The sequence below is a fragment of the Hymenobacter sp. HSC-4F20 genome (assembly GCF_019599275.1).
In the GTDB taxonomy this organism is placed as follows: Bacteria; Bacteroidota; Bacteroidia; order Cytophagales; family Hymenobacteraceae; genus Hymenobacter.
This window is the reverse complement of sequence record NZ_JAHZTD010000002.1, coordinates 576,728-594,577: the sequence shown is the minus strand read 5'-3', so window position 1 is coordinate 594,577 and position 17,850 is coordinate 576,728. Positions and strand designations below refer to the sequence as shown.

Below are 17,850 nucleotides of genomic sequence, written 5' to 3'. Positions count from 1 at the left end.
ACGACGATATGATCCGGGAAGAAAAACAAGCCCTCGTCGACGAGTTGAGCGAGAAGTTCCAATCGCACAACGCGTTCTACATCGCCGATGCTTCGGGGATGTCGGTGGCGAAAATCAACGAATTCCGTCGCCTGTGCTTCAACCGCGGCATGGAGTTCAAAGTGTACAAGAACACGTTCATCCGCAAGGCGCTCGACACCCTCGGTGGCGATACCTCGGAGATGGACACCGCGTTGAAAGGCCAGTCGGGCATCCTGTTCTCCAAAGAGTCGGGTAATGCTCCTGCCAAACTGTTGCAGGACTTCTACAAAGCCCAGAACTACGGCAAAGGTGTTGAGCCTAAGCCCGCTCTGAAAGGCGCTTACGTAGATGCCAGCATCTACATCGGTGCTAATCAGCTGACCAGCCTCAGCACGCTGAAAGGCAAAAACGAGCTTATCGGTGATGTTATCGGTCTGCTCCAGTCGCCCGCCAAAAATGTTATCTCTGCTCTGTCGAGCGGTGGCAACATTCTCGCTGGCCTCATCAAAACGCTTTCCGAAAAAGAAGAGGTTGCAGGCTAACCGCTGCTCATCTTTTTCACTTTCAATTTCCAAAGTTCAACAACCCCCCTTTTTAACAATCTACAGAAATGGCAGATTTGAAAGCATTCGCCGAGCAGCTCGTTAGCCTGACGGTAAAAGAAGTAAACGAACTGGCTACTATCCTGAAAGACGAGTATGGCATTGAGCCTGCTGCTGCTGCAGTAGTTGCTGGCCCTGCTGGCCCTGGCGCTGCTGCCGAGGCTCCTGAGGAGAAGACTTCGTTCGACGTAATCCTGAAGTCGGCTGGTGCTGGCAAACTGGCTGTTGTTAAGCTGGTGAAAGACCTGACCGGTCTGGGCCTGAAAGAAGCCAAAGAACTGGTTGACGGTGCTCCCAAGGCCCTGAAAGAAGGTGTTGCCAAAGACGAAGCTGAGTCGCTGAAGAAGCAACTGGAAGAAGCTGGCGCTGAAGTAGAAGTTAAGTAATTTCTGCTGCCTGCTCGTAAAACCAGCAAATAAGGAGAGGCCTGGCAACTAAGCCAGGTCTTTTCCTGTTTGTAGGCAACAAACTAGTCGGAAGTTCGTTTGCACGCCGCTTTGCGGCTTTTCGTGCCTACGGACGCCAGAAGCGCAAGGTTGAGGCCTTGCGCTTTCGTGCGCCCAAGGCTTTCCGATCTTTCAAGATAGTAGCAGGGCTGCTATCCTGATGTGGATTCTCTCAGTATCCATTTCCTAACCCCACATACATTGGCTACACCGAAAGCACAGACAGGCCTGCAAAAACTGCAGGCGGCTGACGAGCGGATCAACTTCGCCAAGATTAAAAAGGTTATTGAGTACCCGGATTTCTTGGACGTGCAGGTTCGCTCGTTCATGGATTTCTTCCAGTTGGAAACGGCTGCCGAGAACCGTACCGATGAAGGCCTCTTCAAAGTATTCGCCGAGAACTTTCCGATTTCGGACTCGCGCGAAAACTTTGTGCTGGAGTTCATCGACTATCACGTCGATCCGCCGAAGTACTCCGTGGACGAGTGCATCGACCGGGGCCTGACGTACTCGGTGCCGCTGAAAGCCAAGTTGCGCCTGATCTGTAACGATACGGACAACGAGGATTTCGAGACGATTGAGCAGGAAGTATTCCTCGGGAATATTCCCTACATGACCGAAAAGGGTTCGTTCGTAATCAACGGAGCTGAGCGTGTTATCGTGTCGCAGCTGCACCGCTCGCCGGGCGTGTTCTTTGCTCAGAGCAAGCACACGAACGGCACCAAGCTGTACTCGGCCCGTATCATCCCGTTCAAAGGCTCGTGGATTGAATTTGCCACGGACGTGAACAACGTGATGTACGCCTACATCGACCGGAAGAAGAAGTTTCCGGTTACTACGCTGCTACGCGCTATCGGTTACGGCACCGACAAAGACATCCTCGATTTGTTCGGGCTGTCGGAGGAAGTGAAGGCCGATAAGAAGAACCTCAAGAAGGCCGTAGGCCGCAAGCTGGCCGCCCGCGTGCTGCGCACTTGGACGGAAGACTTCGTGGACGAGGATACCGGTGAAGTGGTATCTATCGACCGGAACGAGGTGCTGCTGGAGCGTGACTCGACTATTGAGGAGGAGGACATCGACGTAATCCTCAACGCTGGGGCTAAGTCAGTAATTCTGCACCGCGAGAATGTAAACATTGCGGACTACGCAATTATTTACAACACGCTGCAGAAGGACAACTCCAACTCGGAGAAAGAAGCCGTGGAGCAAATCTATCGTCAGCTCCGTAACACGGAGGCTCCTGACGAGGAAACTGCCCGCGACATCATCCAAAAGCTATTCTTCTCGGATAAGCGCTACGACCTCGGCGACGTAGGCCGCTACCGTATCAATAAGAAGCTGGGTATCGACACGAACTGGGAAGCCCGCGTGCTGACTAATGAGGACATTGTTCTCATCGTGAAGTACCTGATTGGCTTGATCAACTCGAAGGCCATTGTCGATGACATTGACCACTTGTCGAACCGCCGCGTGCGCACGGTAGGGGAGCAGCTCTACGCTCAGTTTGGCGTAGGTCTGGCCCGTATGGCGCGTACCATCAAGGAGCGCATGAACGTGCGCGACAATGAGGACTTCAAGCCGGTTGACCTGATCAACGCCCGTACGCTGTCGAGCGTTATCAACTCGTTCTTCGGTACAAACCAGCTTTCCCAGTTCATGGACCAGACCAACCCGCTGGCCGAGGTGACGCACAAGCGTCGCGTATCGGCACTTGGGCCGGGAGGTCTGTCACGGGAGCGGGCTGGTTTCGAAGTACGTGACGTTCACTACACCCACTACGGCCGCCTCTGCACCATCGAAACGCCGGAAGGACCGAACATTGGTCTGATTTCGTCGCTGTGCGTGCACGCTCGGGTTAACTCGATGGGCTTTATCGAAACTCCCTACCGCACGGTAGAGAACGGTAAGGTGGACATTACGGAGAACGTGAAGTACCTGACCGCCGAAGAGGAAGACACCCACCACATCGCGCAGGCCAACGCCCGCATCGATGAGTCGGGCAACTTCGTGAACGAGCTGGTAAAAGGCCGTTTCGAAGGTGACTTCCCGGTAGTAGGCCCGACGGAGTACTCCTACATGGACGTAGCCCCGAACCAGATTGTATCGGTGGCTGCTTCGCTGATTCCGTTCCTGGAGCACGACGACGCCAACCGCGCCCTGATGGGTTCGAACATGCAGCGCCAGGCAGTGCCGCTGCTGCGTGCTGAAGCTCCCATCGTAGGTACTGGTCTGGAAGGCCGCGTGGCCATTGACTCCCGCACCCTGGTAGTAGCCGAGGGTGATGGTGTCATCGACTACGTTGACGCCAACAAGATTGTAGTGAAGTACGACCTGACGGAAGACGATATCCTCGTAAGCTTCGATGCTGAGAAGATTTCGTACGACCTCATCAAGTTCCGTCGTACCAACCAGGACACGTGCATCAACCTGACGCCCATCGTGAAGAAGGGCGAGCGGGTAACCAAAGGTCAGCCCTTGTGCGAAGGCTACGGCACCAACCAAGGTGAACTGGCTTTGGGCCGCAACATGCAGGTAGCGTTCATGCCGTGGCAGGGCTACAACTTCGAAGACGCCATCGTTATTTCGGAGCGTGTTGTCCGTGACGACATCTTCACCTCGATTCACATTGAGGAGTTTGAGCTGGAAGTGCGCGAGACCAAGCGTGGCGAAGAAGAGCTGACCTCGGAAATTCCGAACGTGAGCGAAGAAGCTGTGCGTAACCTCGACGACAACGGCATCATTCGTCTGGGTGCTGAGGTTCGCGAAGGCGACATCCTCATCGGTAAGATTACGCCCAAGGGCGAAACCGACCCGACCCCGGAAGAAAAACTGCTCCGCGCCATCTTTGGTGACAAAGCCGGCGACGTGAAGGATGCCTCCCTCAAGGCGCCACCGTCCCTGAACGGGGTAGTAATCGGCACTAAGCTGTTCTCGCGTCCGAAGAAAGACAAAAACCTACGGGCTAAGTCGAAGAAGGAAGTAGAAGAGCTGAAGGAGTCATACGCTCGTGAATTGCGTGGCATCAAAGCCGTGATGATCGACAAGCTGGTGCAATTGCTGGAAGGCAAAACCTCCCAGGGCGTGAAGCACAAGTTTGGTGACGAAATCCTGACCAAGGGCGCCAAATTCGGTAAGAAGAACATTTCTGATGCTCTCTTCCCCGAGAAGAACCCTTACAAGGACGAAAGCAACTACGCCGTGCCGGAAGAGGTGAACATGTTCAAAGACCTCATTCTGGAGAACTGGACCGCCGACGAGAAAGTGAACGGGATGCTGGCTGAACTGGTGAAAAACTACACCAAGAAGCGCAACACCATCACGGCTCGTTTCAAGCGCGACCGGTTCACGCTGGAAGTAGGCGACGAACTGCCCGCTGGCATCGTGCAGCTAGCCAAAGTGTACATTGCCAAGAAGCGCAAGCTGAAGGTGGGTGACAAGATGGCTGGTCGTCACGGTAACAAAGGGGTAGTAGCCCGCATCGTGCGCGATGAGGACATGCCCTTCCTGCCCGACGGCACCCCGATGGACATCGTGCTCAACCCGCTGGGTGTACCGAGCCGTATGAACATCGGCCAGATTTACGAGACTGTACTGGGCTGGGCTGGCCTGAAGCTGGGCCGGACTTATGCTACCCCCATTTTCGACGGTGCTACCGAAGAGGAAGTATCGAAGGAGTTGGCGGAAGCCGGACTGCCGCACTTCGGCCGTGCTTACCTGCACGATGGCCTCACGGGCCAGCGCTTCGACCAACCGGTAACCGTAGGCGTGATTTACATGCTCAAGCTCGGTCACTTGGTTGATGACAAGATGCACGCCCGTTCTATCGGACCGTACTCGCTCATCACGCAGCAGCCGCTGGGTGGTAAGGCGCAGTTCGGTGGTCAGCGTTTCGGTGAGATGGAAGTGTGGGCACTGGAGGCCTTCGGTGCTTCTAACGTGCTGCAGGAAATCCTGACGGTGAAGTCGGACGACGTGGTAGGCCGCGCTAAAGCGTATGAAGCCATTGTAAAAGGTGACGTACTGCCCAAGCCGAATATCCCTGAGTCCTTCAACGTACTCATCCACGAGCTACGTGGTCTGGCCCTGGAAATCACGCTTGACTAAATTTTGAAGGGTAGGGGCTGACGTTTCAATGTTGGCTCCTACCCCTTCAAAGTCTATAAACCTGCGGTTCGGGAAACCGATAACACCCGCTGCCGGCGTCGTTCCGAGATATGGTCAGAACGGCATCAACCCCGGAAGCAAGTGGCCGCAACTTGATTCAGCTAGCTGGATCACCCGAGTACCAGACCTGGCGGAAACCTACTGCGCGGCGTACCTATCCGACCCACAGAGCACTTTTCGCAGAGTCGAACTGTTATGTTCTTTCCGACTACTCTTAAGAATAGCGGAACCAACGAACAGATAAAAGCCACCAGCTAACAACAGCTACCCTACATGGCGTTTGCAAAAAACAAGAAACTGGTACAGGACTTCTCGAAAGTTACCATTTCGCTGGCCTCGCCCGAATCCATTCTGGAGCGGTCGAACGGTGAAGTAGTAAAGCCCGAGACGATCAACTACCGGACGTACAAGCCCGAGATGGGCGGCCTGTTTTGCGAGCGGATTTTCGGTCCCGTAAAGGACTGGGAATGCCACTGCGGCAAATACAAGCGGATTCGCTACAAAGGCATCATCTGCGACCGTTGCGGCGTGGAAGTGACCGAGAAGAAAGTACGCCGGGAGCGGATGGGCCACATCGAACTGGTGGTGCCCGTTGCGCACATCTGGTACTTCAAGTCCCTGCCTAATAAAATCGGCTACCTGCTGGGCCTGCCCACCAAGAAGCTTGATCAGATTATCTATTACGAGCGCTACGTAGTAGTGCAGCCGGGTGTGCTGGCCGAAGAAGGCGTACAGCAGCTTGACTTCCTCACCGAAGACGAGTACCTCGACATCATCGACAAGCTCCCCCGCGAGAATCAGATGTTGCCGAATGAGGACCCGAACAAGTTCATCGCTCGTATGGGTGCTGATGCCCTGCAACTCCTGTTGGAGCGCATCAACCTTGATGAGCTGTCGTACTCGCTGCGTGACTCTGCCGCCCACGAAACTTCGCAGCAGCGTAAAGCTGAGGCCTTGAAGCGTCTGCGCGTAGTAGAAGCGTTCCGTGATGCTGCCACCCGCGTGGAAAACAAGCCCGAGTGGATGGTAATCCGCATGGTACCGGTGATTCCGCCGGAATTGCGCCCCCTCGTGCCGTTGGATGGTGGCCGTTTCGCTACCTCCGACTTGAACGATTTGTACCGTCGCGTAATCATCCGCAACAACCGCCTCAAGCGCCTGATTGAAATTAAGGCTCCGGAGGTAATTCTGCGGAACGAGAAGCGCATGCTGCAGGAAGCTGTGGACTCGCTCTTCGACAACTCGCGTAAGGTGAATGCCGTGCGCGCCGAAGGTAACCGTGCCCTGAAGTCGCTGTCCGATATGCTGAAAGGTAAGCAGGGCCGCTTCCGTCAGAACCTGCTCGGTAAGCGTGTCGACTACTCTGGCCGTTCAGTTATTGTGGTAGGCCCCGAGCTGAAGCTGCACGAGTGCGGTTTGCCCAAGAACATGGCTGCTGAGCTATTCAAGCCGTTCATCATCCGCAAGCTCATTGAGCGCGGTATCGTGAAGACGGTGAAATCGGCGAAGAAAATTGTAGACCGGAAGGACGCAGTGGTATGGGACATCCTGGAAAACGTGCTGAAAGGCCACCCAGTGCTCCTGAACCGTGCTCCTACCCTGCACCGTTTGGGTATCCAGGCGTTCCAGCCTCGCCTCATCGAGGGTAAAGCTATTCAGCTGCACCCATTGGTGTGTACGGCCTTCAACGCTGACTTTGACGGTGACCAGATGGCCGTGCACGTTCCGCTCGGACCGGCTGCTATTCTGGAAGCCTCTATGCTGATGCTGGCCTCGCACAACATCTTGAACCCCGCCAACGGCGCGCCCATTGCGGTACCGTCGCAGGACATGGTTCTGGGTCTGTACTACGTGACCAAAGGCAAGCGTAGCACGGAAGAGGAGAGCATCCAAGGCGAAGGCCGTATGTTCTACTCCGATGAAGAGGTAGTAATTGCCATCAACGAAGGTCAGCTTTCGAAGCACGCCTATATTAAGGTGCGCACGAAAGTTCGCGACGAGGAAGATAACCTCGTAACGAAGATCATCGAGACGGTAGCTGGTCGCGTGCTGTTTAACCAGCTGGTACCCGAAGAAGTAGGTTTCGTAGATGAGCTACTGACTAAGAAGAAGCTCCAGCAAATCATTTCGCTGGTGTTCAAGCGCACGGGTATGGCTCGTACCGCGCAGTTCCTCGACGACATCAAGACGCTGGGTTTCCAGTCGGCTTACAAAGGTGGTCTGTCGATGGGTCTGGGCGATATCAACATCCCGGCCGAGAAAGACGCCCTCATTGCCCAAGCTCAGGCCGACGTAGCTGCCGTAACGCAGAACTATCAGATGGGTCTGATTACGGACAACGAGCGTTACAACCAGGTTATCGACATCTGGACCCGCATCAACAACCAAATCACTGAAACCCTCATGGGTCGCCTCGAAAAGGAGAACCAGGGCTTCAACTCGATTTACATGATGATGCACTCCGGTGCCCGTGGTTCGCGCGAGCAGATCCGTCAGCTCGGTGGTATGCGGGGTCTGATGGCCAAGCCGCAGAAGTCGCTACAGGGTTCGGTTGGTGAGATTATCGAAAACCCGATTCTGTCGAACTTCAAAGAAGGTCTGGACGTAATCGAGTACTTCATTTCGACCCACGGTGCCCGTAAGGGTCTGGCCGATACCGCTCTGAAAACGGCTGACGCCGGCTACCTGACTCGTCGTCTGGTAGACGTGTCGCAGGATGTTATCGTAAATGAAAACGACTGCGGTACGCTGCGTGGTATCGAAACCTTCGCGCTGAAGGACAACGAGGACATCGTAGAGCCGCTGGCTGAGCGTATCCTAGGCCGCGTAGCCGTGCACGATATCATCGATCCGCTGACCGACGAAGTAATTCTGCCGGCTGGTACGGAAATCACCGAAGACATTACCCGCCGTATTGATGCTACCAGCATTGAATCGGTAGAAATCCGTTCGGTGCTGACCTGCGAATCGAAGCGTGGTATCTGCGCCAAGTGCTACGGCCGCAACTTGTCGTCGGGCCGCATGGTACAGAAAGGTGAGGCTGTAGGCGTAATTGCTGCTCAGTCTATCGGTGAACCCGGAACCCAGCTGACCCTGCGTACCTTCCACGTAGGTGGTACGGCTTCTAACATTGCCGTAGAAGCCAGCCTGCGCGCCAAGTTCAACGGTGTAATCGAGTTTGAAGACATCCGGACTGTAGAAACCGCTAACGCTGATGGCGAGCCGGTGAAAGTAGTAATGGGTCGTTCGGGCGAGATTCGCATCGTGGAGAAAGGCACGGGTAAGGTGTATATCACCCACCACGTTCCTTACGGCTCATTCCTGCTGGTTGACGAAGGTCAAGAGGTAGAGAAAGGCCAAGAGCTGAACAACTGGGACCCTTACAACGCCGTTATTCTGGCCGAGTTCGATGGTACCGTTCAGTACGACGCCATCACCGAAGGCATCACCTACCGCGAGGAATCGGACGAACAGACCGGTCACCGCGAGAAAGTGATTATCGAATCGAAGGCGAAGGATCAGAACCCGGCCATCATTGTTCGCCCCGGCAAGAAGGGCGACATGGAAGGCTCAAAGGGCTATTCTATCCCGGTAGGTTCGCACTTGAACGTAGAGAACGGCGAGAAAATCAAGGCTGGTCAGATTCTGGCCAAGATTCCGCGTGCTGTGGGCAAAACCCGCGACATCACCGGTGGTCTGCCCCGCGTTACCGAGCTGTTCGAAGCACGTAACCCCTCGAACCCGGCCGTTGTGGCTGAAATTGATGGGGTAGTAACCTACGGTACGGTGAAGCGTGGTAACCGTGAAATCTTCGTGGAGTCGAAAGACGGCGTGAAGAAGAAATACATGGTGCCGCTGTCCAAGCACATTCTGGTGCAGGACAACGACTTCATCCGGGCTGGTGCTCCTCTCTCCGACGGTGCCATCACCCCGACCGACATCCTGAACATTCAGGGTCCGGGCGCGGTGCAAGAGTACCTCGTGAACGAGATTCAGGAAGTATACCGCTTGCAGGGTGTGAAAATCAACGACAAGCACATCGAGGTGGTAGTTCGCCAGATGATGCAGAAGGTGGTTATCCTCGATGCCGGCGACACGACCTTCCTGGAGCACCAGGTGGTGGACAAGATTTCCTTCATGGAGGAAAACGATACCATCATCGACATGAAGGTGGTTACCGATGCTGGTGACTCTAGCAACCTGAAGCCCGGCCAGATTGTAACGGCCCGCCGTCTGCGCGACGAGAACTCGTCGCTCAAGCGTCGTGACCTTGCGCTGGTGCAGGTACGGGATGCCCAGCCGGCCGTATCGCGGCCCACGCTGCAGGGTATCACGCAGGCTTCGCTGGGTACTCAGTCGTTCATCTCGGCCGCTTCCTTCCAGGAAACGACTAAGGTGCTGTCGGAAGCTGCCATCCGTGGCAAGGCCGACGAACTGCTGGGCCTGAAGGAGAACGTAATCGTAGGTCACCTCATCCCGGCCGGTACCGGTCTGCGCGAGTACACGCGTCAGATCGTCGGCTCGAAGGAAGAGTTGGAAGCCCAACAGGCTGCCAAGACCGAGGAAGCGGCGGCTCCTACCAAGCGTCCCGCCCGCGCCTCGCGCCGCGAGTCGGTATCGGAGTAATCTGATGTTGATTAAATAGGAGAAGCCGACCGGAGAAATCTGGTCGGCTTTTTCTTTTATAACTTCACTTGAACGTGACACCTACTGTAAATCTATTCTTATGAGAAAGAACAGTATCTGGAGATTAATACACTTCACTCTATGGATGATAAGTAAGGCTATCTTCCTAATCGAAAGTGTAAAGCTTTCCAATGCATGTAGAAAAGCTGAAAGTGCTGTGAGCCGAGCATGGCTATTTTTACTCTTGATTCCTGGAATATGGGCTACATTGTTCGTCTTATATTTTATTCTAATAGGTTTCGGGTATGATGTCAGTTTTAGCCAGAATAGTTTATTGGATAATGTATCAGGTGTGATAATTCTTCCTGTAGTATTCTTCTATGTAGGACCAATAGGTATTTTGATCTTGATGGGGCTTATTCTCGCTGCCTATCTGATTAGCTACAAAACCCTCAAAGAACTTGTCCAAAAGCGGTCATAACCCTGCCCTAAAACAAATAGTAAGACAACATGAACCAACCAACCCAACCCGAAGCTGACGCTACCCAACCCCAGGACCCCAACGCCATCAGCATCGAGCTGTCGGAGGAAATTGCCGAGGGCGAGTACGCCAACCTCGCCATGATTGCGCACAGCAACAGCGAGTTTGTCATTGACTTCATCCGCCTGATGCCCGGCCTGCCCAAGGCCAAGGTGAAGTCGCGCATCATTCTTACTCCGGAGCACGCCAAGCGTTTGGTAGCGGCCTTGAATGAGAACATTGAGCGGTTCGAGCAAGCCAACGGCACCATCAAGCAGCAACCCAACGACGGCCCACTGTACCCTATGGGGTTCGGGGGTAAGGTAGGCGAGGCTTAAACTAGGAAAAATCATACGCGAATAAGGGCTTTTATCGGGAAGATAAAAGCCCTTACTTCTTTATGTCTTATTTGTGAGCTTTCCAAAGGCTGCGCTTAAGTCTGTTATCTTTACCCAATGAACTACCTGATTTATCTGGCCTACGGCTCGGAAGCCATTCGTTGCGAGGCTTGCTACAGTATCCTTTCATACTATGAGCAGGTAGGCATTCCGGCATCTGACACCCAGATACTGGTATACACCGATCAAACATCTGCTTTTCAGCAGATGCTGGGAAATCGGGCTGCTATTTACTACCCCCCCGTAAGCCCGGAACAGTGGCAAGCGTGGCGGGGCGCCGCCAACAAGGTGTATCTGCTCAAGATTGGCGTATTGGAGCATGCTGCAACTCATTACCCCGGCAATCTGCTATTCCTGGATACGGATACCATCTGGCGGCGCGACCCGGCATCATTGTTTGCTTCTATAGCGGCCGGCCACTTCTACATGCATCAGAACGAAGGCAGGCTCATCAGCGGGAACACACTTAGCCGCAAAGTATACCGGCACCTGAAAGCTCACCAATGGGAGGTAGCAGGCCATGTCTTCCGGGTGACGGCCGAAACGGAGTTATTTAACTCCGGCGTTATAGCCCTGCGTAGCGACAAAGCCTACCTACTGCAGGAAGTTATGAGCTTAGCTGAGCAGTTATATGCCACTTACAACAAGCATATGATGGAGCAGCTAGCTTTCAGCTTACGCTTTGCTGCCGAAGGGCCTATTGCCGACGTGCCCCAATACCTATGGCACTATTGGAATCTGAAAGAGGCTCGCCCGGCTCTTGTCCAGGTCTTCGCCAAATATGGCAGTCAAAGCCCTACCGAGCTACTAGCGCGCTTGCATCAGCTAGAGTTACCGAGACTTCATCAAGAAGAACTAGCCTACCGCAACCTGCCAGGTTGGCGCCGGACGCTTCGTAAGCTCACGGGGCAGCGCTGGCGCCTACCCCATTTAGACGTCTAAAGCTTGCAAGAGGGTAGAGGGAGAAGTAGCTGATAGAAAGGAAACAAGCCAAGTTGTTGCCATTGGAAAAGACGCTGCCGGTTGCCATAAAATTAACTCTTTCAACCCGTTTGCTATTTCACCCTGACTTCTCTACCTTTGCAAGCCTAATTTTTGGGAGAGAACCCTCCTTGACAAAACATACCGTAGATGCCTACTATCAACCAGTTAGTACGAAAAGGCCGCGAGAAGCTGACGACCAAGTCGAAGTCGCCGGCCCTTGATTCGTGCCCGCAGCGCCGTGGCGTTTGCACCCGTGTGTACACCACCACGCCTAAGAAGCCGAACTCGGCTATGCGTAAAGTTGCCCGCGTGCGCCTGACCAACGGCAAAGAAGTTAACGCCTACATCCCTGGTGAAGGCCACAACCTGCAGGAGCACAGCATCGTGCTGATCCGTGGTGGCCGTGTGAAAGACCTTCCCGGCGTACGTTACCACATCATCCGTGGCGCTCTTGACACCGCCGGCGTAAACGGCCGTCTGCAGCGTCGTTCCAAGTATGGCGCGAAGCGTCCGAAGCCCGGCCAGGCTCCCGCAGCTGGCAAAGGTGGCAAACCCGCACCCGGCAAGAAAAAGTAATTGAAAACGAGGGCGGCAGCGCCCGGCGCCGGCTAGCAAATGGTTCTTAGTCCGTTGCCTGCTGTCCGTCGCTCATTTCTACTCCCATGAGAAAGTCAAAACCGAAAAAGCGCATCCTCCTGCCCGACCCCAAGTTCAAGGAGACGCTGGTAACCCGTTTCGTCAACTACATGATGTACGACGGGAAGAAAAACCTGGCCTACACCATTTTCTACGATGCCTGCGAGCTTGTTGAGCAGCGCACCAAGGAAAGCGGCCTGGAAATGTGGCGCAAAGCCCTGAACAACGTAATGCCGACCGTGGAGGTGAAAAGCCGCCGCGTAGGTGGCGCTACCTTCCAGGTGCCCACCGAGGTTCGTCCGGACCGTCGTATTGCCGTTGGCTCGAAGTGGCTGATCCAATACGCTCGTCGTCGTGGTGAGAAAACCATGAAGGACAAGCTGGCTGGCGAAATCATTGCCGCAGCCAAAGGTGAAGGTGCTGCCGTGAAGAAAAAGGACGACACGCACCGGATGGCAGAAGCCAACAAGGCCTTCTCGCACTTCCGCTTCTAATCAGACCTCGCAGGGGCTTTAGAAGTTGCCGGCTTCGGGAATGAGAAAAGAGATTTTCGCGTTCTACGAGCTCAACTACTAAAGTCCCTCCGTCACAAAAAAAGCAATGGCTGTTAATAAAGATCTGCAATACCTCCGGAACATCGGGATTATGGCGCACATCGACGCTGGTAAGACCACCACGTCGGAGCGCATTCTCTACTACACCGGTAAAACCCACAAAATCGGGGAAGTGCACGAAGGTGCCGCCACGATGGACTGGATGGAGCAGGAGCAGGAGCGTGGTATCACCATCACGTCGGCCGCTACTACTACCTTCTGGAACTATCCGACCGTACAGGGCGACCCGACTCCGGAGACCAAGCAATACAAAATCAACCTGATCGACACTCCCGGTCACGTGGACTTCACCGTAGAGGTGGAACGTTCGCTGCGTGTTCTGGACGGTGCCGTGGCTCTGTTCTGCGCCGTTTCGGGCGTGGAGCCGCAGTCGGAAACCGTTTGGCGTCAGGCTGACAAATACAAAGTGCCGCGCATCTGCTTCGTGAACAAGATGGACCGCGCTGGTGCTGACTTCTTCAAGGCTGTAACGGAAATCAAAGAGAAACTGGGCGCTAACCCCGTGCCTCTGCAGATTCCGATTGGCGCTGAAGACACCTTCAAAGGCGTAGTTGACCTGCTGACTGGCAAAGCCATCGTGTGGGATGACGAAACCCAGGGCAAAACCTACAAGGAAATTCCGGTTCCCGAGGACCTCGTGGATACGGTTGCCGAGTGGCGTGAGAAGCTCGTAGAAAGCGTAGCCGAGTACGACGATACGTTGATGGAGAAATTCTTCGACGATCCGGACTCCATCACCCGCGAAGAGATGATGACGGTAATCCGCAAGGCGGTTATCGACATGAAGTTCTCGCCGGTAATGTGCGGTTCAGCCTTCAAAAACAAGGGTGTACAGTCGATGCTGGACGCGGTAATGGCTTACCTGCCTTCGCCGCTCGACATGCCTGCCATCATGGGTACCAACCCTGACACCGGCGAGGAAGTAGAGCGTCACCCCGACAACGACGAGCCTTTCACCGCTCTGGCGTTCAAAATTGCTACCGACCCCTTCGTAGGTCGTCTGTGCTTTTTCCGTTGCTACAGCGGTCAGCTCGATGCTGGCTCGTATGTGTTCAACAACCGCACTGGCAAGAAGGAGCGTATCTCGCGCCTGATGCAGATGCACTCTAACAAGCAGAACCCTATCGACAAAATCCAGGCTGGTGACATTGCTGCTGGCGTGGGTTTCAAAGACATCAAAACCGGTGACACGCTGACCGACGAGAAGTCGCGCGTAGTACTGGAGTCGATGTCGTTCCCCGAGCCTGTTATCGGTTACGCTATTGAGCCGAAAACTCAGGCTGACGTGGATAAGATGGGTATGGCTATTGCCAAACTCGTAGAAGAAGACCCCACCCTCGTGGTACAAACCGACCAGGAAACTGGCCAGACGGTACTGCGTGGTATGGGTGAGCTTCACCTCGAAATCATCATCGACCGTATGCGTCGTGAATTCAAGGTGGAAATCAACCAGGGTGCTCCTCAGGTAGCGTACAAAGAGGTTCTCACTAAGAAGGTTGAGCACCGCGAGACATACAAGAAGCAGACCGGTGGTCGTGGTAAGTTCGGTGACATCGTGTTCGAACTGGGCCCGAAAGAAACCGACCCTGAGAAGCCCGGCCTGGAATTCGTGAACGACATCACGGGTGGTGTTATCCCCCGCGAATTCATCGCTCCGGTTCAGAAAGGTTTCGAAGAAGCTATGAAGAACGGCCCGCTGGCTGGCTTCCCGGTTGACAACATGCGCGTGCGTCTGTTCTTCGGTTCCTACCACGACGTTGACTCGGATGCTCTGTCATTCGAACTCGCTGCCCGTGGTGGTTTCCGCGAAGCTGCTAAGCAAGCTGGTCCGAAGCTCCTCGAGCCCATCATGGCTGTAGAGGTAGTAACGCCGGATGAGTACACGGGTTCGGTAACCGGTGACTTGAACCGTCGTCGGGGTATCATGAAAGGCATGGACACCAAAGGCGGTGCTAACGTGGTGAAGGCTGACGTTCCGCTGTCGGAACTGTTCGGCTACGTAACCTCGCTGCGTACCATTACATCGGGTCGTGCTTCGGCCTCGCTGACCTTCTCGCACTACGACCAGGTTCCCACGAACTTGGCTGAAGGCATCATCGCTAAGCAAAAGGGTAACGCCATCCGCTAATACCGCTTCCTCATTACAGACATGAACCAGAAAATTCGCATCAAACTGAAATCCTACGACCACAACCTAGTGGACAAATCGTCGGAGAAGATTGTGAAGGCGGTAAAGGCTACGGGCGCTATCGTAAGCGGCCCCATTCCGCTGCCGACCGATAAGGAGAAGTTCACCGTACTTCGTTCGCCCCACGTGAACAAGAAGTCGCGCGAGCAATTCCAGCTCTGCACCTACAAGCGCCTCGTGGACATCTACTCGACTTCATCGAAGACGGTAGACGCTCTAATGAAGCTGGAACTGCCCAGCGGCGTAGACGTTGAAATCAAAGTCTGAAGACTTACTGCTTCAACTGAATAGAGAAACGCCCCACTGGTTCTTCGGAGCCGGTGGGGCGTTTTCTTTTTATTCGTTGCAACTTGTGCCTAAGGTAAAGGCTCTGCTCTATAGCTGAGCTTAGGTTGTATAGCCCCGCCTTAGCGACTGGTGTTCTTACTTCACTGCATGACTTCCTCAGTAGGTTCTATCCTAACACTTCCCAGGCTGGTAGCAGCGGCTACTTTTTTTTGTGGCTGCGTTATCATCGGGTTATTTACTAGTTCTTTTTTTCGAGTGCTGCCCAGTATCGGCATGGTGGGTATTTTAATAAGCGGTGCCCTGAGTTATTTTCTGCATAAACAAGAATATACCCGGGCACATGGTGTTGCTTATAGCGCATTCTTGCTAGTATATGGAATCCACTTGAGCTCTGGCTTATTGACTTCAGCAGCAAATTGGGAGGCTTACAAACGGGATGTCGTATTGCAACTGCCCTTCGTAATTCTGCCAGTTGGGTTCTGGATGCTTCCACCTCTGCCGGCTTCCTACCTACGTAACCTGTGGCTTGTATTGATTGGCGCTACCATTGTAGCAGCACTGTTGAGCACCGGTAATTACTTGCTGCATTTTGAGCAGATCAATGAAATGTATCTGCACTCAAAGGTCATGCCCACAGAGCCTGACCATATCCGATTTAGCTTACTTATAACCTTGTCCATCGCTGCTGGAACACTGTTAGTAGTACACCGAAGTGTGATAGGAGCGAGGCAAAAATGGCTTATTATAGGATTAGCGTTCCTAGCCCTCTACCAGCATATACTAGCCGTAAGAAGTGGCCTCGTAACTTTCTATTTTCTGGGCGGCATGGCCTGTTTGTGGCTGGTAGTGAAGCAACGGCAGTACCGTCAAGCTATAGCAGTAGCTGCAAGCTTAGTGGTGTTACCTGCGCTGAGCTACGCCTGCTTTCCCACTTTTCGCAATAAGTCGGCTAATACCCGAGAAGATGTAGGGCAGGTAGAACATACTGCTTCAGCGAACAACTACTCTTTAGTAGGACGGGTGTACTCCTATAAGGTAGCTCTGAAAGTAATTCAGGATAACCCTTGGGTAGGGGTAGGTAAAGCGGATATAGACGCGGAGATGGCTAAGTACTACCGCCAAGACTACCCCACTATCCAGCCAGAAGCGTACATCCAACCTCACAACCAGTATTTATACTCTACGGTGGCGTTCGGAATGCTCGGGCTGCTGCTCTTTGTAATCGGTTTTTATTATGCTGGCCTGAACATTTGGCCACGGTACGCCCCTTTATTATTCGTACAATATAGCATTGTGACGTTATCCTTTCTGGTAGAGTACACTCTTGAAACTCAGATCGGTCTGGCTTTCGCCCTCTTCTTTCTGCTATTAAGCTTAGAGGGTAGCAAGCCTGCTTCAACAACGGAGCTTGAGTGGCGACCTGCATAACAATCGACCAAGTATAGGAAGCAGCAAAAGAAGAGCTTTCTCGAATAATTGAATTATACCGCGCCTACTGCCAAGGAGGTGAAGGCTAGCTGGAATAGTCCAAGAGAAATACGTCTGGTTCGTTGAGGCCTTACTCGGGAAGAAACCCCTTGAGTGTCAGCAGTACCTGCTAGGGAAGGGGCTAACTATGTGGTACTGAAAATATTTCGGAATGGGGCTAGATTATCAGATAACAATTTCCTAGCTTTGCACTCCATTTCCGAAAACGCCACTTGGGCGTTTTCAAGTGTGTCTTTTTTAAAAACCAACAGAATGCCTGGCATCATCGGTAAAAAAATCGGTATGACAAGCCTCTTCACTCCGGACGGGAAAAACATCCCTGTTACGCTCATTGAAGCGGGTCCGTGCGTAGTGACGCAGGTTAAGACCATCGAAACGGACGGCTACACTGCCATCCAACTCGGCTACGGCGAGAAAAAGGCGAAGAATACCACCAAAGCTCTGGCTGGTCACTTCGCAAAAGCCGGAACCACCCCCAAGAAAAAACTCGTTGAGTTCCGCACCGACGAGGCTGGCAACTTTACTGCCGGCTCTACCATCGACGCTACCCTCTTTGAGGAAGGCGAATTCGTAGACGTAGTAGGTACCTCAAAAGGTAAAGGTTTCCAGGGCGTTGTAAAGCGCTACAACTTCGCCGGTGTGGGTGGCCAAACCCACGGCCAGCACAACCGTGGTCGTCACCCCGGTTCTATCGGTGCTTGCTCCTGGCCTTCGCGCGTATTCAAAGGAATGCGCATGGGTGGCCGCATGGGCAATGACCGGGTGAAAGTGCAGAACCTGAAGGTGATGCGCATTGTAGCCGACAAGAACCTCATCGTAGTGAGCGGCTCGGTTCCCGGTGCCAAGAACTCTTTCGTGGTCCTGGAAAAATAACC

General features: G+C 53.8%; 12 protein-coding genes. All 12 read left to right on the top strand.

Annotation, left to right across the window (positions count from 1 at the left end; translation table 11 throughout):
- The first annotated feature begins 8 nt into the window (after window positions 1-8).
- Window positions 9-563 carry a 50S ribosomal protein L10 gene (gene rplJ, locus K3G63_RS12310; protein ID WP_220614405.1) on the top strand — a complete coding sequence of 185 codons (555 nt, stop codon included), beginning with the start codon at window positions 9-11 and terminating at the stop codon, window positions 561-563.
- Window positions 564-631: 68 nt separating this feature from the next.
- Window positions 632-1,009 (top strand): 50S ribosomal protein L7/L12, encoded by a 378-nt coding sequence (gene rplL / locus K3G63_RS12305; RefSeq protein WP_220614404.1) that lies wholly within the window; start codon window positions 632-634, stop codon window positions 1,007-1,009.
- 288 nt (window positions 1,010-1,297) lie between these two features.
- The gene (gene rpoB / locus K3G63_RS12300; RefSeq protein WP_220615096.1) at window positions 1,298-5,173 is read left to right on the top strand and encodes a DNA-directed RNA polymerase subunit beta; all 3,876 of its coding nucleotides are present in this window, start codon (window positions 1,298-1,300) and stop codon (window positions 5,171-5,173) included.
- Between the two features lie 333 nt (window positions 5,174-5,506).
- Entirely contained in the window at window positions 5,507-9,859 is a 4,353-nt protein-coding gene (gene rpoC / locus K3G63_RS12295) for a DNA-directed RNA polymerase subunit beta' (RefSeq protein ID WP_220614403.1), read from the top strand.
- A 510-nt stretch (window positions 9,860-10,369) separates the two neighbouring features.
- Window positions 10,370-10,717 (top strand): DUF3467 domain-containing protein, encoded by a 348-nt coding sequence (locus K3G63_RS12290; protein ID WP_220614402.1) that lies wholly within the window; start codon window positions 10,370-10,372, stop codon window positions 10,715-10,717.
- A 117-nt stretch (window positions 10,718-10,834) separates the two neighbouring features.
- The gene (locus K3G63_RS12285) at window positions 10,835-11,719 is read left to right on the top strand and encodes a putative nucleotide-diphospho-sugar transferase (RefSeq protein ID WP_220614401.1); all 885 of its coding nucleotides are present in this window, start codon (window positions 10,835-10,837) and stop codon (window positions 11,717-11,719) included.
- Window positions 11,720-11,908: 189 nt separating this feature from the next.
- Window positions 11,909-12,337 carry a 30S ribosomal protein S12 gene (gene rpsL / locus K3G63_RS12280; protein ID WP_110976704.1) on the top strand — a complete coding sequence of 143 codons (429 nt, stop codon included), beginning with the start codon at window positions 11,909-11,911 and terminating at the stop codon, window positions 12,335-12,337.
- Between the two features lie 86 nt (window positions 12,338-12,423).
- Entirely contained in the window at window positions 12,424-12,891 is a 468-nt protein-coding gene (gene rpsG / locus K3G63_RS12275; RefSeq protein ID WP_110976705.1) for a 30S ribosomal protein S7, read from the top strand.
- 106 nt (window positions 12,892-12,997) lie between these two features.
- On the top strand, window positions 12,998-15,139 hold the full coding sequence (gene fusA / locus K3G63_RS12270) for an elongation factor G (protein WP_220614400.1): 2,142 nt from the start codon (window positions 12,998-13,000) through the stop codon (window positions 15,137-15,139).
- Between the two features lie 21 nt (window positions 15,140-15,160).
- Window positions 15,161-15,466: a 30S ribosomal protein S10 gene (gene rpsJ / locus K3G63_RS12265; protein ID WP_022822123.1), complete on the top strand. Its 306-nt coding sequence runs from the start codon at window positions 15,161-15,163 to the stop codon at window positions 15,464-15,466.
- 168 nt (window positions 15,467-15,634) lie between these two features.
- Window positions 15,635-16,915, top strand: coding sequence for an O-antigen ligase (locus tag K3G63_RS12260; protein ID WP_220614399.1), 1,281 nt, complete (start codon window positions 15,635-15,637; stop codon window positions 16,913-16,915).
- 312 nt (window positions 16,916-17,227) lie between these two features.
- A complete protein-coding gene (rplC, locus tag K3G63_RS12255) occupies window positions 17,228-17,848 on the top strand; it encodes a 50S ribosomal protein L3 (RefSeq protein WP_220614398.1) in 621 nt (206 codons plus the stop codon).
- The last annotated feature ends 2 nt before the right edge of the window (window positions 17,849-17,850 follow it).

Coding starts and splice junctions, on each gene's coding strand:
- rplJ (WP_220614405.1), top strand. CDS start 9: ATGATCCGGGAAGAAAAACAAGCCCTCGTCGACGAGTTGAGCGAGAAG.
- rplL (WP_220614404.1), top strand. CDS start 632: ATGGCAGATTTGAAAGCATTCGCCGAGCAGCTCGTTAGCCTGACGGTA.
- rpoC (WP_220614403.1), top strand. CDS start 5,507: ATGGCGTTTGCAAAAAACAAGAAACTGGTACAGGACTTCTCGAAAGTT.
- K3G63_RS12290 (WP_220614402.1), top strand. CDS start 10,370: ATGAACCAACCAACCCAACCCGAAGCTGACGCTACCCAACCCCAGGAC.
- K3G63_RS12285 (WP_220614401.1), top strand. CDS start 10,835: ATGAACTACCTGATTTATCTGGCCTACGGCTCGGAAGCCATTCGTTGC.
- rpsL (WP_110976704.1), top strand. CDS start 11,909: ATGCCTACTATCAACCAGTTAGTACGAAAAGGCCGCGAGAAGCTGACG.
- rpsG (WP_110976705.1), top strand. CDS start 12,424: ATGAGAAAGTCAAAACCGAAAAAGCGCATCCTCCTGCCCGACCCCAAG.
- fusA (WP_220614400.1), top strand. CDS start 12,998: ATGGCTGTTAATAAAGATCTGCAATACCTCCGGAACATCGGGATTATG.
- rpsJ (WP_022822123.1), top strand. CDS start 15,161: ATGAACCAGAAAATTCGCATCAAACTGAAATCCTACGACCACAACCTA.
- K3G63_RS12260 (WP_220614399.1), top strand. CDS start 15,635: ATGACTTCCTCAGTAGGTTCTATCCTAACACTTCCCAGGCTGGTAGCA.
- rplC (WP_220614398.1), top strand. CDS start 17,228: ATGCCTGGCATCATCGGTAAAAAAATCGGTATGACAAGCCTCTTCACT.